Source organism: Pseudomonas sp. TH10, from assembly GCF_016651255.1.
GTDB lineage: Bacteria > Pseudomonadota > Gammaproteobacteria > Pseudomonadales > Pseudomonadaceae > Aquipseudomonas.
In genome coordinates, this window is record NZ_JAEKEG010000152.1 from 1 (window position 1) to 14,554 (window position 14,554).

Sequence of the window (14,554 nt, forward strand, 5' to 3'; positions counted from 1 at the left end):
GATCTCCACCACATTGCCGTTCACATACGCATCGTCGGTGCTCTCGTTCCAGCGCCCGTAGAGCTCGTGATAGGCCCAGACGCCGGCACCGGCGAGGATCACGACAATGGCCAGAAGCACCAGCATGATCTTGCGCTTGCGCGGATTGCCGGTGTCCTGATGAGCATCGGCGGCTTTTTGAGTGTTTTCGGCAGTGGCCATGACAGTTACCTTGAATTAGTTGTGCTGCGTGGCTGGGGTGGCGTTGGCTGCGGTCAGGGTTTGACCCTGGAAGCCTCCGCCCAGCGCCTGCATCAGTTGGATCGACAGGTCGATCTGCTCGGCATTCAGGTTGGCCAGCTGACGCTGGGCCTGCAGCAGTTGCTGCTCGATGCTGAGCACGTCCAGGTAGTTGCCGATGCCGGAACCGTAGCGCTGGACCACGGTGTCGTAGGATTGCCGGGCGATCTCGGTGGCGTGTTGCTGCGCGCCGATCTGCCGGCCGATGTCACGCAACTGATTGATCGTGTCGCTGACATCGCCGAGTGCTTTCACCAGACTTTTGTTGTACTGCGCCACCGCCAGATCGTAATCGGCGTCGCGCGCATCGAGGTTGGCGCGCAGGCGTCCGCCGTCGAAGATCGGCAGGGAGATCGTCGGCCCGACGTTGAAGAAGCGACTGGCCGAACCGAACATCGCGTCACCCAACAAAGATTCGGCACCGGCCGAGGCTGACAGGTTCAAGTTGGGATAGAACTGGGTTTTCGCCGAGTCGATGTCTTTGCTCGCGGCCTCTACACGCCAGCGCGCGGCGATCAGGTCCGGGCGGCGACCGAGCAGTTCGGCCGGCAACACCGATGGCAGTGCTACGGCGCTGGCCTGGAGGACTTTGGGCCGGGGGATTTCATTGCCGCGATCCGGGCCCTTGCCGAGCAGCACCGCCATGGCGATCTTCGCGCTGTTCAGGCGTTTTTCAGCGTCGATCAGGCTGGCCTGCGAGCTGGCTTCCAGGCTCTCGGTCTGCTGGAACTGGTACTGGCTGTCGATACCCGAACTCAAGCGGCGTTTGCTCAGGTCGAGCATCTGCCGGGTACGCTTGAGGTCTTCGCTGGCCAGGTCATGGATGATGTGGGCCTGGCCCAGATCGCTGTAGGCCCGGGCGACGTCGGCGGCCAGGGTCAACTGCGCGGCCTGTTGGTCGACTTCGGCGGCACGGGCCTCGCCCAGTGCAGCTTCCCAGGCGTCCCGCTGACCACCCCAAAGGTCGAAGTTGTAATTGAAACTGGCACCGAGGTTACGCAGGGTGGAATACGCCCCGCCCTGCCCCTGCGGGTCCTGATCCCGAGCCAGGCGGGACCGGCTGACCCCGGCACTGGCATCGAGCGTCGGCATGCGCTCGGCATCGGCGGCGTAGGCCGCGGCGCTGGCCTGATGCGCGCGAGCCTCGGCAATCTGCATGTCGGGGCTGTCTTGCAGGGCTTCGCGGATCAGCCCGTCAAGTTGCGGGTCGCCGAGGCTCGTCCACCAGGCGCTTTTCGGCCAGGCGGCCGGCGACAAGGTGACGCCGGTCAGCGACTGCCCGGCCTTGAGACTTTTTGCATCCAGACTGACGCCTTCGGTTTTCAAGCCACTGTAATTGGCACAACCCGCCAGGGTCATGGCCACCAGCACCAGGCTCAAGCGGGTGCGCGAGAGTTTACTGCTCATTTATCACCTACCCGCAGCAAGGTGATGGAGTCACCCGCCGCGACTAAAATTTTCTTCAGGATCTGTTCCAGGGTCGCCAGCTCTTGCTCGGTGATGGCGCCAGCCAGTTCGTTCATGGCTGCCGCGCCGATGTCTGGCAGGCGGTCAGCCAGCTGCTGGCCCTGCGCGGTGAGTACCAGTTGCACTTGACGACGGTCGGCTTCCGAGCGCTGGCGGGCGAGGAAACCTTTGTGCTCCAGGCGATCAAGCATTCGGGTCATCGAACCACTGTCGAGGGACAGGTGCCGGCAAAGTTCGGCCGGGGTGTCGACGCCGAACTGGGCCATGATGATCAACACTTTGAACTGCGCGGCGGTGATGCCGTGAGGTTCCATGTGGGTGTCGATGATCCGGTCCTTGAGCAGCGCAGCCCGCCCGAGCAGGAGCCCGAGGTGGCAGTTCTTGAAGTCGTCCGGGGTGAAGTGTTTCATCTGGCCACCGATTAGCTGCCTAGGCAGAGAATGTATGACAAGATGTTACTGCCTAGGCAGCGAATGTCAACGTAATAGTTAGGATGCTTTGTATTTGGATGATAAACGGGGGTACTGGTGGCCTTGATGACCCATCGCGAGCAAGCTCGCTCCCACAGGTTCAGTGTTACACCTGTGGGATGGGTGACGCTTGAAGTGAGATCCGTGCAGGACATCCGATCCCTGTGGGAGCGGGCTTGCCCGCGAAAGCAGCGACTCGGTTCCAGAGGGAACGCGGCTTAGAAATCCCGCTTGTAGAAGATATCCAGTGAACTCGCCACGCCACCCGCCGCTTCCAGGTAAACCTTCTTGCTCAGCTTGTAGCGCAACGCAATGGTATTGGCCGGCTCGAACACCCCAACCCCATACCGCAGGCTGAGTTTTTCCGAGATATTGCCGCTGGCGACCACGGCGGTCTGGTCGCCACTGCCTTGGGTGTCGAGCTGGAAGTCCTGGATGCCCAGGTTCTTGGCCAACCCGCTGGTCACCCCGGCACTGCCCATCAACCCCAGGCCCAGTGCCGCCTGGGCAAGCATGTTGTTATCACCGCCATCCGTGCTCAGCGGCCGCCCCAGCACCAGGTAGGACAGGGCCTGCTCCTGGCTTAAGGCAGGTTCGGAGAAGATCTGCGTGGTGGGCTGTTCGGCACTGCCGCTCAGGCGAATGCCGGCGATGACGTCATCGGTCTGGCGGATGGCCTCGATGTCCAGGTATGGCTGATCCAGCGGCCCGGCAAACAACAAACGGGCCCGGCGCACGGTCAGGCGCTGGCCGTAGGCGCGGTAACGACCGTCGTTGAGCCAGAGCTCGCCGCGGGTGTCCATGTTGTCGCCGATGTGCACGTGGCCCTGCAGATTGGCCGTCAGGCCAAACCCGGCGAAGCTGAGTTTGTCGGCGCCCACCTCCACGTCAATGTCCATTTTCATCGCCAGTGGCGCCTTGCCTTGCTCGGTCTGCTGACCCACGATGACCGTGTCATCGGAGACCTTGACCGTCGATGGCGGCAACTCGCGCACGGTGATTTCCCCTCTGGGCACCAGCACTTTGCCGGCGACCGCCAGCTCATCGCCTTTCATCGAGATCTTCAGGTCAGGGGCCACCTCAAGCTTTGCATAGGGTTCGACGGACACCGGAAGCTGCGAGCCCTTGAGTGCCAGGTCGACCACCAGTGCCTGGCCCCAGGCAATATTGCCATTGAGCGTGCCCTGCCCGGTCTTGCCGCTTTTCCAGCCGCCGTTCAACTGCACGGTTTCCCCGGCGATCACCGCCTGCAGCTGCAAGGCTTGCAGTTCGATCGGCAATTGCGGTCCGGACACTTCGCCATCGCTCAACAGCAGATTGCCGTTAACCAAAGGCGCCATCAGGGTGCCGCCGATCGTGCCACTGCCATTCAGGCGCCCGGTGATTTTTTCGACCATCGGCACGAACGGCCGGGCCACGGACAAGTCCAGGCCATTGAGGCGGAACGTGCCGCTCATGGGCTTGTTTGCCGGCAGCGGGTTGATCTGGGCCTGAACCCGCAGCTCACCCAACTTGCCGCCGACGAAGTTCAGGTCGGTGTCGATGCGCTTGGGGGTCATTTTGCTGGTGAGCAGCAAGGCCTGGTACGGGAAGTCCAGCCACTGATCCTTGTCGCGCACTCGCAGTGTGCCGCCACTGGCATCAATGCTGATCTGGCCATTCGGACCGCTGGCCGGCAGATCCAGCTGCAGGTCGGCGTTAAGCGCGCCTTTCCAGGCGAAGTCCTTGGGCAACCACTGCGCCAGGCTTTCGATCGGGAACTGCTTGAGGTGATAGCGCAGCTTCGGCTCGGGCATCAGGCGCTGGTCTTCACCGCACAGGCTGGCCGGGCCGGACCGCCAGCAATGGGCGCCGAAGTTGATTTTACCGTCGGCCAGGCGTTCGAGCTTCGCCGGGCCTTGCAGCCTCCAGTCCTGGCCGCCGGCCTGGATATCGCCCGTGGCCAGGCGTCCGCGCCAGTTGCCTTGGTCCAGCGCGCCGTCCAGACCGAGGGCGAGCTTGAGCTGCGGGCCTTGCAGGGCAAGGCTGAGTTTTTGCTTCTTGATGTCACCCTGACCGCTTGCCGTCAGCGTGCCCAGCGCAGTATCGCCAGCCTGGATGCCGCTGCCCTTGAGGTCGATTTTCGCCCGCTGCGCACTGTCCAGGGTCGCGTCCAGGTTCAGACTTTGCAGGCGATTGTCCTGGAAAGCCAGCTGAGTGCCTTGCAGGCCGAGTTTGCCTTGTGGCGCCTTGAGTGTACCGGCGACGTCCACCCGGCCGTTGAGCTGACCGCGCAGTTGTGGCCACAGCTGCGCCAGACGCGGCATCTTGATATCGATCTGACCGGCGAGTTTCTGCTGCAGGCTGCCCTTGCCATTGATGCTGTTGTCGCCCAGGCGAATCTGCAAGGCACTGAGGTTCCATTGCTCGCCGGCGCCATTGGCCTTGGCCTGGATGACCGCAGGTTGACCACGCAGCTTGCCCTTGAGGTCGAGGTCGGCGTTAAGGCTGAGCTTGTCATTTTTCATCTCACCGGTACTGCGCAGCGGGCCGGCCAACGTGCCCGGCAACTCCGCGACCCAGTACGCCGGATCGATTGCCGACAGATCCAGCGCGGTATCCCAGGCGATGCCATCGGCAAATTGCAGGTTCAGGTGTCCCTGGGCCTTGCCCTGCCCGGCTTCCAGCTGGATTTGCTGCAGGTAGATTTTAGTCAGGTCGCCTGCGAACGGGCTCTGCAGGCTGAAGGCACCGGCCGGGCCATCCAGCGCAGCCTTGAAGTGCCCCAGGTATTTGCCGTCGGTGTAGGAGACTTCGCCGTTGAAGCTGCGCAATGCGACTTGTGGCTCATCGATCAGCGGATAGACGCGGTGCCAGGGGAAGTCCAGCCAGTCAATCTTGGCATCGGCGCTCAGGCCTTTGCTCCAGTCCAGCTGGCCGGTGAGTTTGAGGTACTGTTTGTCGTTTGCGCTCAGGTCCAGACCGGCAATCTGCGCGCCCTGTGCGTCGACCTTGCCTTGCAGCGCCAGGGCGACCGGGCCTTGTTCCGCCGGCAGCGTAGCCGTGCCGAGGAGCTGGTAGCCGTTTTTCAGGTCACCGGCGCCCGAGAGTTCAAGCCTATTGAGTTGCAGGGTATCCGGAAGATCCGCGCTGGCCTTGAAGCCGTCCGCCGTAATGCGCACCTTGGCTGGCAGGTTCTCCACCAGCGGCTGCAGTTCACCCGTCAAGTGCCCGTTCAGATAGCCGCTGCTGTCGGCCTTGAGGTTGAGGGTTTTGAGCAGGTCTCCGTCGATTTTCAGGGCCAGGGCCCAAGGACCGGTACCAGGCGCGGGCAGCGTCAGGCTGCCTTCAGCGGTCAGGGGCCAGTTGCCGCTGGGTTGCAGCAGGCCGGACAGATTCAGGCTCAGTTCGTCGCGCTGCAGCTTGACCGAGTCAATCTTCAAGCCCTGGGCGGTCCAGTGGGCGGCAAGTTGCAAGCCCCTGAGTTCTTCGCTGCCGTTGAACAGCAGGCTCCCGACCTTGACATCACCCAGCTCGATGGCCAGCGGCAGGTCCAGGTCAGGCAGGCTGATTGGCCCGCTGCTGTCTTGGTCGGTGCCCGGTGGAAACTGCAGGCTGACCTGCTCGGCCTGCAACTGCTCGATGCACAGGGTCCGGCGGGCCAGGCAACCGGGTGACCAGGCGAAGATCGCCTTGCTCAACTCTACCCGGCTGCTGTCCTGCTGCCATACCAGGTGATCGGCGCTCCATTGACCGCCCAGGCGACCCTGGAAATTGTCCACACTCAAGCCCGGCACGAAACCCAGCGCCCAGCGACTGCCCGCCGCCGTCCCAAGCACGGTGGAAACAGCCAGAATAATCAGCAGCAACAGGCCGAGGATGGCCAGCAGCGTTATCTTCAAACCACGATTCACAACTCGGGCCCCATGGAAAAGTGCAGTCGAACACCACCGTCGTCATCCAGCGCGTGGGCCAGGTCAAGGCGGATCGGCCCCACCGGCGAGATCCAGCGCACGCCGATGCCGACGCCGGTCTTGAGGTTCGGCAATTCGAGCTTATTAAAGGAGTTGCCCTGATCGACAAAGGTCGCCACCCGCCATTTTTCGGCGACCGAGTATTGGTACTCGGCACTGGCGGTGACCATGTACCGGCCACCAATCCGGTCGCCCTCGGAGTTTTCCGGGGACAGGCTCTGGTAGTCGTAACCACGTACGCTCTGATCACCCCCGGCGAAGAACCGCAGCGACGGTGGTATCGACTTATAGCCGTTGGTGGCGCTGCCGCCGACCTGGACCCGGCCAAGGAAGCGGTGTTTGTCGAATACCGTGGTCAGGCCTTTGACCAGCGCCGTGCCGTACAGCAGGTTGTTGTCCGAGCCCAATCCCTCCTTGGCCACCTTGGTCTCGAATTGCAGGCGATAGCCGTTGTGTGGGTCGATGCGGTTGTCGCTTTTCAAATAGGAATAACTGACCCCGGGCATCAACAGGGTACTGAGACCCGAGTCGTCGCCGAGTCGATATTCCTCGCGCTGCCACTTCAGCGACACCACGCGCTGCCAACCGCTGGGCAGCTTGCTGTGCCACTCGGGACCTATGGTCAGCAGCTTGCTGAGTGAGTCCTTGTCGGCGATTTCTTCGCTCTGGTAGCCGCCAGCGAAACGTAGCTTGTCCGTCAGGGGCGGATCCAGGGGGATGTCGTAGAAAATCCCGACGTTCTGCCGGGGTGCCGATATTTCGGTTTCCCAGCCGTAGCTGTGGCCCTGGGGATTGACCCAGTGACGCGTCCAGTTGGCCTTGACCCGCGGGCCGACGTCGGTCGAATAACCCAGGCCCAGTCCCATGGTGCGCGGCTTGCGGGTGTCGAGCTTGACGTCGACCGGGATCACATCGTTTTTCGCTGCAGTCGGCGCCGCATCGACGCGGACGCCTTCGAAATAGCCGCTCGATTGCAAGTCGCGGTTGAGTTCGGCGATCAGCTCGGAGTCGTACGGAGCGCCTTCCTTGAAGGGCACCATGCGCCTGAGCAAATCTTCGTCGAATGGCGTGTCGCCCTCGAAACTGACCTTGCCCAGGGAGTAACGCGGGCCGCTCTGGTAGACCAGATCGATATCGGCTACGCCGGCCCTGGGGTCGACCGACAGAGTCTGGCGGGAAAAATGCCCACTGAAAAAACCGAAACGCGAAGCCTGGTTCTGGATCAGGCGCTTGGCGTCTTCGTAATTGCCATGGTTGAGAACTGCGCCGGTTTTCAGCGCAGCACTTTTGGGAACACGAAAGGATTTCAGCGACGCCGCCGGTCCTTCGACTCGAATAGTGACATTGCGCAGGTGAATCGGCTCACCGGGATCGACGTTGAGAATCAGCCGAGGGCTCTTGCCGCCCTTCACGTCTGTCTCGATCTGCGGCTGGTAATAACCCAGGGCCTGGGCAGCCTTGCGCGCCTGCTCCTCGGCACCGCGGCTGAAGCGCAACAAGGCTTCTTCGTCACGATCGCCGAGGCTGCCGATATAGCCCTCTATATTGGCCTTGAGTTCGTCGTTGGACGGTTTGATCCGCACGTCCAATTCACTTTGCGCCAGCGCCGCGCAGCTGGTTAACAGCATGAGCACGCCACTGGTAAATCTTCCTGGAAACTTCATAGGCGCGGATGCTATCACGGGCTTGGGAGCGTGATAGAACAGGAAATTTCCCAAGAAGTTCGATTGTTATGCTGTTGCAGTTTGTAACACCTGCGGATTGGCGTGAAAAAACACATGCTCGCGCACCGGCCCGACAGCCACTTCGCCGATCTCTTCGTAGCCCTGTCGTTTATAGAATTCCAGGTAACGCGGGTTGCCGGTATCAAGCACCACGCCTTGCGAGGTTTCGTCCACCGCGCACCAATTGTGTACCGCTGTCAGCAGTTGTTCGCCGAAGTGTTTGCCCTGGAACTGCGGGTGAATCCCCAGCAGCGGCAGCATGTGCACGGAGTCACTGGGCACGCACGCGGCCACGGCATCGTGGTATTCCAGATAACGCCGCGTGCAGCGAAAACCAGTGCTGAGCACCATGCGCAGGCGCCACGCCCAACTTTCGGTGATGCCGAGGCGGCGTTGCGGTGGCGCGATCAGGGCGATGCCGATCAGGCGATCGTTGACCAGCAGGCCAATGGCAGGCAAGTCCTGGAGGAAATGCTGCTTGACCAGCTCGCGCACGGTGGCGCGCACTCGCTGCTCGTAGCCGGGACGTTCGGCTTCGAACAGATAGCTGAACGTCGGCTCGTGACGGTAGGCCTGGTACAGCAATGAGCGGGCTTCGCGGGAGTAACCACTGTCGAGCATGTGGATATCGGCAATGGCGGTCGAGGTTTCGGGCATAACGGCAAATCTCCCCGGGGCACCGCTCAAAATGGCGGCGCTCTTGTTGGTACGAGCCTCTGGGTGCGGGCACAGTTCCTTGCTGGTTTGAAAACAGCAGGTGCGCTGGGTCTAACAAGGTATAGACCAAGTGGATCGCAGGTGTGCGCGGGGCTCGCCGACCCGCGAGCCGCAGGATGGACAAGTACAGCCGAAAACACACCAACGGCTGGCCCCTCGAAGGCATGTCAGCTAGCATCGCCCTTTTGCCAGGACTGCCGACCATGAAGATCGTTTCCTTCAACATCAACGGACTGCGCGCCCGTCCGCATCAGCTGGCAGCGCTGATCGAAAAACACCAGCCCGACGTGATCGGGCTGCAGGAAACCAAGGTCCACGATGACCAGTTCCCGCTGGCCGACGTGCAAGCGCTGGGTTACCACGTGTATTTCCATGGGCAAAAAGGCCACTACGGTGTGGCCCTGCTCTCTCGCCAGGAACCCCTGGAGCTGCACAAAGGTTTCGCCACCGATGACGAAGACGCCCAGCGCCGATTCATCTGGGGCAAGTTCGCTGATGCCAACGGCGTGCCGGTGACGATCATGAACGGCTACTTCCCACAAGGTGAAAGCCGCGATCACCCGACCAAGTTCCCGGCCAAGGAACGCTTCTACAATGACTTGCAGCAACTGCTGGAAAGTCAGTTCAGCAATGAGCAGCCGGTTGTAGTCATGGGCGATGTGAACATTTCTCCGGAAGACTGCGACATCGGCATCGGCCCGGACAACATGAAGCGCTGGCTGAAAACCGGCAAATGCAGCTTCCTGCCGGAAGAGCGCGAGTGGATGGCTCGCCTGAAGAATTGGGGCCTGACCGACAGCTATCGCCACCTCAACCCGGACGTGACCGACATGTTCAGCTGGTTCGACTACCGCAGCCGTGGCTTTGAAGATGAGCCTAAGCGTGGGCTGCGCATTGACGTGATTCTGGCGTCGCACGGCTTGCTGCCGCGAGTGAAAGCGGCAGGTGTGGACTATGAATTGCGCGGGATGGAAAAGCCTTCGGACCATGCACCGATCTGGCTTGAGTTGAGTTGAGTTGATATTTAAAAGATCGCAGCCTCGTTTCACTCGACAGCTCCTACACAACTCCTACGTAGCTCCTGCGTACGCTGCGATCTTTTGAGCTGTCATCTTTGTGAAACCCTACTGACTTAATCTGCGGGCACTTCCTTTGCTCTTGTAGGGTGCCAGCATGCCGCTGCGCGTATTGTTCCTGTTGCTGCTGGGCATTGTCACGCCCGTATCGGCGCTGGCGGTTGCGTTACCCATGCCCGAGCACGGCCCGGTATTGCGCATCCAGGGTTCCAACACCATCGGCGCAGCCTTGGGCCCGGCGCTGGTCGAAGGGCTACTGCGCGAACAAGGTGTGCTCAAGGTTCATCGCGAAGCGCCAGGCAAGACCAACGAAGTGCGCGTCGTCGGCGAAACCGCCGAGGGGCGTCGGGTGGAGGTCGAGATCGCCGCGCACGGTTCCAGCACCGGCTTCACTGCGCTGCATAGCGCCTCTGCCGACCTCGCCGCCGCCTCGCGCCCGATCAAGGACAGCGAACTCGCCAGCCTGCAATCCCTGGGCGACCTGAAGAGTGCCGGCGCCGAGCAGGTCATTGCGATCGACGGCCTGGCGATCATCCTGCATCCAGACAATCCGCTGAAACAACTGACTACCGATCAACTGGCGCGCATCTTCAGTGGTGACATCCGGACGTGGGAAGAAGTCGGTGGCAGCGGCGGGACGATCCATCTGTATGCGCGAGATGATCACTCCGGTACCTACGACACTTTGAAGGAACTGGTCCTCAACGGTCGTGGGAAAACCCTGAGCACCAGCGCACAACGCTTCGAGTCCAGCGAGCAATTATCGGACGCCGTCAGCCAGGACCCTCAAGGGATCGGGTTTATCGGATTGCCTTACGTGCGCCAGGCCAGAGCCGTGGCGATTGCCGACGGTGCCTCCCAGGCGATGCTGCCACTGAACAATCTGATCGCCACCGAAGACTACCCGCTGTCACGTCGACTGTTCCTTTACCTGCCGCCCAAGGGCAACAATCCCTGGGCACAAGCGTTGGTGAAATTCGCCCAGGGCAGTCAGGGCCAGGAGATTGTCGCGGCCAACGGGTTTATCGCGCAGACCGTCCAGGCCATGTCCGTGATACCCAATGCGTTGATGCCAGAGGAGTATCAAACCCTCAGCCGACATGCGCAGCGCCTGACCGTGAATTTTCGCTTTGAAGAAGGCAGCGCCACTCTGGACAACAAGGCGCGCCAGGACTTGTCGCGGGTGCTGGATTACATAAAACAGCGCGACAAGGCCGATCGGCAGGTGACACTGGTGGGATTTGGCGATGCCAAGACGGACCCGGCACGCGCCGACCTGTTGTCGAAGCTGCGGGCCATGGCGGTGCGGCGGGAGCTGGCCAAGCGCGGTGTGGTGCTGCGCGAGATCCGCGGTTTTGGCGCGCAGATGCCCGTGGCGGCGAACAGCGCGGATGAGCGACGGATCAGGAATCGGCGGGTTGAGGTCTGGGTTTACTGAATGTAACTGGAATCTGTCACAGCCCCCGTGGCGAGCTGGCTTGCTCGCCACGGGTTTTTCGACCGGCTTGAGCCATTAGCTCAGCAACTTCTCCAGCTGCGCCGTGGTGTCCACTGCGCCCATCGTCTTCGCAGCATCCAGCGCCGATACGCCGTTGGCATCCTTGGCTTTCGGATCAGCGCCTTTGCTGATCAGATAGTCGACGATGGCAACTCGGTTGAACATGGCCGCCATCATCAGCGCGGTACGGCCGTCGAAGGATGAGCCTTCGACTTGCGCGCCACCGTCGACCAACGCGCTGACCACGGCCAGATCGCCCTTGAACGCGGCGCCGGCAATCGGGCTCTGGCCATTGTCGTTGCGGATTTCCGGGTCGGCCTTGTGCTCGAGCAGCACTTTCACCGTGTCGACATGGCCATGGTAGGCCGCAAGCATCAACAGGGTGTCACCCTTGTGGTTGCGCAAGTTCGGCGGCAGGCCTTTGGACAGCAATGCGGCCATCATGGCCGCATCACCGTCGCGTGCCTTGTTGAAAACCTGCTCGGTGAATTCGGCAGCTTCTTCAGGGGTCATCTGGCGGCTTTGTTCGGACATGGTGGCTCCACTTTCTGTGTAGGTGCAAAGGGCGACAGTTTCCCGAGCAGCCTGGAGACTGTCACTTCTTTTTCTGATCAAGGGTCATAGCCAGATTCAATAACGGTGTCTGCCATCATGAATCTCGGCCAGTACCTGTTCAGTCACCTGCACGTAAGTCTGACTTCCGGGCAGCCAGGCGAAGATGGGGTCATTACCTGTCTGAGCGGGGTCGAAGCCTTCGTTTTTAAGGCGGGTTTTCTGATATTTGAAAGTGCCGGTGGTTTCCATCTTGACCTTTACCCGCAGGAATAAAGGTACCGCGTAGGCTGGCATGCGCTGTCGCGCAAAACTCAGCAACTCGGCGAAATCCAGGGTCGCCAGGGATTCGGAGGGAGTAATTGCGGCCATGCCGGCACGCCCGTTGGTGTTGCGGATTTCCACGCCATACGCCACCGCCTCGGAGATATGCGGATGTTGCAGCAGCAGGTTTTCCACTTCCGTGGTCGAGACGTTCTCGCCCTTCCAGCGGTAGGTGTCACCGAGGCGATCAACAAACTGTGCGTGGCCAAAACCGATGTTGCGCAGCAGATCACCGGTGTTGAAAAAGCGGTCGCCTTGAGCGAACACATCGCGTAACACAACCTTGGCGGTCTTCTGTGGATCGGTGTAGCCGTCCAGCGGCGCTTTCTCGTCGATCCGCGCCAGCAACAGCCCCTGTTCGCCCTTGCCGACTTTACGCATAAAGCCGTCGTCACCGCGGATCGGCTCACCGCTGTCATGGTCGTAAGCCACCAACTCCCAGGCCATCAGCGAAAAGCCGATGGTGTTGTCGAAGTTGAGAATATTGGTGAAGCCGATATTGCCGTCGCTCGCCGCATACAGTTCACAGATGTGATCAACCGCGAAGCGCGTCTTGAACTCAGCCCAGGCACCGGGGCGCAAGCCGTTGCCGATCATCTTGCGCACGTCGTGTCGGCTGTCGTCGGCGCTGGCCGGTTGATCGACCAGATAACGGCACAGTTCGCCGACGTAGCCAATGGTGGTCGCTCGATAGCGGCGTACGTCGCTCCAGAACTGACTGGCGCTGAATTTGCGGCGGATCGCAAAACCGGACGCGCCGTTGATCGCCGAGCCCCAGCACACACACAGACCCGTCGCGTGGTACAGCGGCAAGGTGCAATAGACGACATCGTCGGGACGCATGTTCAGCGCGATCATGCCGAAACTGGCAGAGCTGCGCATCCAGCGTCCATGCTTGAACACTCCGGCTTTGGGCAGGCCCGTGGTGCCCGAGGTGTAGATGTAGAAACAGGGGTCGTCGAAAAACACCTGCTGACTGCTCGGCGGGTTATCGCTGCAGGCATCGGCACTGGCGCTGATCAGGTTGACGTAGCCTTCGGGCGCAATGCCCGGATGGCTGTAGGTGTCCTGATCCGCCACGAACCAGGTGCGTTGCGGCTCAATCGACACTTGCTCGCGCACCGCCGCAAATGCCGGCACGAGTTCCTCACCGACGACAATGGCCACCGGTGCCACCAGATTCACGCTGTGGATTAACGTATCGCGGGTCTGCGAAGTGTTGAGCAATGCACTGACCGCGCCGACCTTGGCCAGCGCCAGAATGGTCACCAGCAATTCCGCGCGGTTCTCGATGAACACCGCGACCACATCACCCTTGCCGATGCCCTGCCCGTTCAGATAGTGGGCAATACGGTTGGCCCACTGGTTGACCTGCGAATAGGTCAGGAGCACATCGCCCTGAAGCAATGCCGGGCCTTCGGGATTGCGCAGGGTCGCTTGTTCGAATGTCCAGCCAAGGCCACAACTTTGCGTCGGATCCGTGACGTTGGCCACCTTCATGCCTTTGACCACCCGTGGGATGGCTTTGGCGATCATCGGCAGTTTGCGGAGCATCATGCCCCAGGTGATCGTGTCGTTCAGCGCGCGGCTCATCGTTACTCCCGTTCGATCTTTTTATTGTCGGGTGGTGGCCGAAAGTACGTGAGTGATTCAGGGGCTGTACACGCAGTTTTTGCAATGTTTTGTATCCGCATAACAGACCGGCGACAACGTGAGCCCGGTTTTGGCGATTGGTTCCATTGAAACCGCACGAATCCCGCAAAATGCAGGATGCACGATGGCCATTCATGCAGATTGCACGACCATCAAAAATTTAAGAATCTACAAGCTATTGATTTATAACGCTTTTTAAAAAATTAAATGCTGGCACAATCACTGCAACCTCCTCTGCATGCTTGCCATTCAAGTGCATACGGAGCTGAAAGACATGAGCCTGATCCAAGAAAAATTTACCTCCCTGTTCTCCAACTTCGAAGTCACCACTGCGCCACGTCCCGATGGCGGGATTCTGCTGACCTTGCGCAGCAGTGACGGCAAAGTGTTCAAACGCGCGCTGACTTATCAGCAACTGCATGCTGGCGACCAGTTGTCCTGGGTGATCAGCGCGATCCGTCGTGACCTGGCTGAGCAAGCCAGCGAGTTGCCACAGATTTCGATGCTGCAAAGCCAGCAACGGTTCGCTCTGCCGACTTATCATTCGGCGTAAATTGTTGCTGGGCTGCAAACAGACAGGCCGTGAGAGCTTTCGCTTCACGGCCTGAGTTGTTTCTGGTGTTTGTAAGGCTAAACACGCCCCTGCCTGACTCCTTAGACGCGCCCTGCAGGAGCGAGCTTGCTCGCGAAAAACTACCAGGCGCCTTGGCCACTCAGGCTTGCCGCGTCATCGTTGACGACCATCGCGAGCGAGCTCGCTCCTACAGGCAATAGTCTATCCGGAGACTGTTTAGTATCTGGTCGGATCGATGCTCGCTAAGCTGTCGACAGTCACGTGACC

General features: G+C 60.8%; 10 protein-coding genes and 1 pseudogene. 3 read left to right on the top strand and 8 right to left on the bottom strand.

From position 1 onward, the window contains the following. The 6 genes and pseudogenes from JFT80_RS20830 to JFT80_RS20855 all read right to left on the bottom strand — a co-directional run. Nucleotides 1–201: pseudogene (locus tag JFT80_RS20830) on the bottom strand (EmrA/EmrK family multidrug efflux transporter periplasmic adaptor subunit); the annotation flags it as partial. A gap of 15 nt (nucleotides 202–216) precedes the next feature. Next, nucleotides 217–1,686: an efflux transporter outer membrane subunit gene (locus JFT80_RS20835; RefSeq protein ID WP_201149155.1), complete on the bottom strand. Its 1,470-nt coding sequence runs from the start codon at nucleotides 1,684–1,686 to the stop codon at nucleotides 217–219. After that, nucleotides 1,683–2,156, bottom strand: a complete 474-nt coding sequence (locus JFT80_RS20840; protein WP_045059169.1) for a MarR family winged helix-turn-helix transcriptional regulator — start codon at nucleotides 2,154–2,156, stop codon at nucleotides 1,683–1,685. The genes JFT80_RS20835 and JFT80_RS20840 overlap by 4 nt, the downstream gene beginning before the upstream one ends. 278 nt (nucleotides 2,157–2,434) lie before the next feature. Then, nucleotides 2,435–6,109 (bottom strand): translocation/assembly module TamB domain-containing protein, encoded by a 3,675-nt coding sequence (locus JFT80_RS20845; RefSeq protein ID WP_201149156.1) that lies wholly within the window; start codon nucleotides 6,107–6,109, stop codon nucleotides 2,435–2,437. Then, nucleotides 6,106–7,833, bottom strand: a complete 1,728-nt coding sequence (locus tag JFT80_RS20850; protein ID WP_201149157.1) for an autotransporter assembly complex family protein — start codon at nucleotides 7,831–7,833, stop codon at nucleotides 6,106–6,108. The genes JFT80_RS20845 and JFT80_RS20850 overlap by 4 nt, the downstream gene beginning before the upstream one ends. A 66-nt stretch (nucleotides 7,834–7,899) precedes the next feature. Next, complete coding sequence (locus tag JFT80_RS20855) at nucleotides 7,900–8,550, bottom strand: N-acetyltransferase (protein ID WP_201149158.1); 651 nt, start codon at nucleotides 8,548–8,550, stop codon at nucleotides 7,900–7,902. Nucleotides 8,551–8,813: 263 nt separating this feature from the next. Between JFT80_RS20855 and xthA the strand changes: the two genes are divergently transcribed. Next, nucleotides 8,814–9,626, top strand: a complete 813-nt coding sequence (xthA, locus tag JFT80_RS20860; RefSeq protein ID WP_201149159.1) for an exodeoxyribonuclease III — start codon at nucleotides 8,814–8,816, stop codon at nucleotides 9,624–9,626. Between the two features lie 157 nt (nucleotides 9,627–9,783). After that, complete coding sequence (locus JFT80_RS20865; protein WP_201149160.1) at nucleotides 9,784–11,124, top strand: substrate-binding domain-containing protein; 1,341 nt, start codon at nucleotides 9,784–9,786, stop codon at nucleotides 11,122–11,124. A gap of 75 nt (nucleotides 11,125–11,199) precedes the next feature. Here JFT80_RS20865 and JFT80_RS20870 read toward each other — a convergent pair whose 3' ends face one another. Then, nucleotides 11,200–11,718: an ankyrin repeat domain-containing protein gene (locus tag JFT80_RS20870; RefSeq protein ID WP_201149161.1), complete on the bottom strand. Its 519-nt coding sequence runs from the start codon at nucleotides 11,716–11,718 to the stop codon at nucleotides 11,200–11,202. 96 nt (nucleotides 11,719–11,814) lie between these two features. Beyond that, on the bottom strand, nucleotides 11,815–13,653 hold the full coding sequence (locus tag JFT80_RS20875; protein WP_201149162.1) for a long-chain-acyl-CoA synthetase: 1,839 nt from the start codon (nucleotides 13,651–13,653) through the stop codon (nucleotides 11,815–11,817). 334 nt (nucleotides 13,654–13,987) lie between these two features. On the opposite strand from JFT80_RS20875, the gene JFT80_RS20880 reads away from it, so the two are divergent. Beyond that, nucleotides 13,988–14,266, top strand: coding sequence for a DUF3509 domain-containing protein (locus tag JFT80_RS20880; protein ID WP_201149163.1), 279 nt, complete (start codon nucleotides 13,988–13,990; stop codon nucleotides 14,264–14,266). Nucleotides 14,267–14,554: the final 288 nt, after the last annotated feature.

Excerpts from the sequence above, each read along its gene's own strand:
- JFT80_RS20835 (WP_201149155.1), bottom strand. The coding sequence starts at position 1,686 with ATGAGCAGTAAACTCTCGCGCACCCGCTTGAGCCTGGTGCTGGTGGCC.
- JFT80_RS20840 (WP_045059169.1), bottom strand. The coding sequence starts at position 2,156 with ATGAAACACTTCACCCCGGACGACTTCAAGAACTGCCACCTCGGGCTC.
- JFT80_RS20850 (WP_201149157.1), bottom strand. The coding sequence starts at position 7,833 with ATGAAGTTTCCAGGAAGATTTACCAGTGGCGTGCTCATGCTGTTAACC.
- JFT80_RS20855 (WP_201149158.1), bottom strand. The coding sequence starts at position 8,550 with ATGCCCGAAACCTCGACCGCCATTGCCGATATCCACATGCTCGACAGT.
- xthA (WP_201149159.1), top strand. The coding sequence starts at position 8,814 with ATGAAGATCGTTTCCTTCAACATCAACGGACTGCGCGCCCGTCCGCAT.
- JFT80_RS20865 (WP_201149160.1), top strand. The coding sequence starts at position 9,784 with ATGCCGCTGCGCGTATTGTTCCTGTTGCTGCTGGGCATTGTCACGCCC.
- JFT80_RS20870 (WP_201149161.1), bottom strand. The coding sequence starts at position 11,718 with ATGTCCGAACAAAGCCGCCAGATGACCCCTGAAGAAGCTGCCGAATTC.
- JFT80_RS20875 (WP_201149162.1), bottom strand. The coding sequence starts at position 13,653 with ATGAGCCGCGCGCTGAACGACACGATCACCTGGGGCATGATGCTCCGC.
- JFT80_RS20880 (WP_201149163.1), top strand. The coding sequence starts at position 13,988 with ATGAGCCTGATCCAAGAAAAATTTACCTCCCTGTTCTCCAACTTCGAA.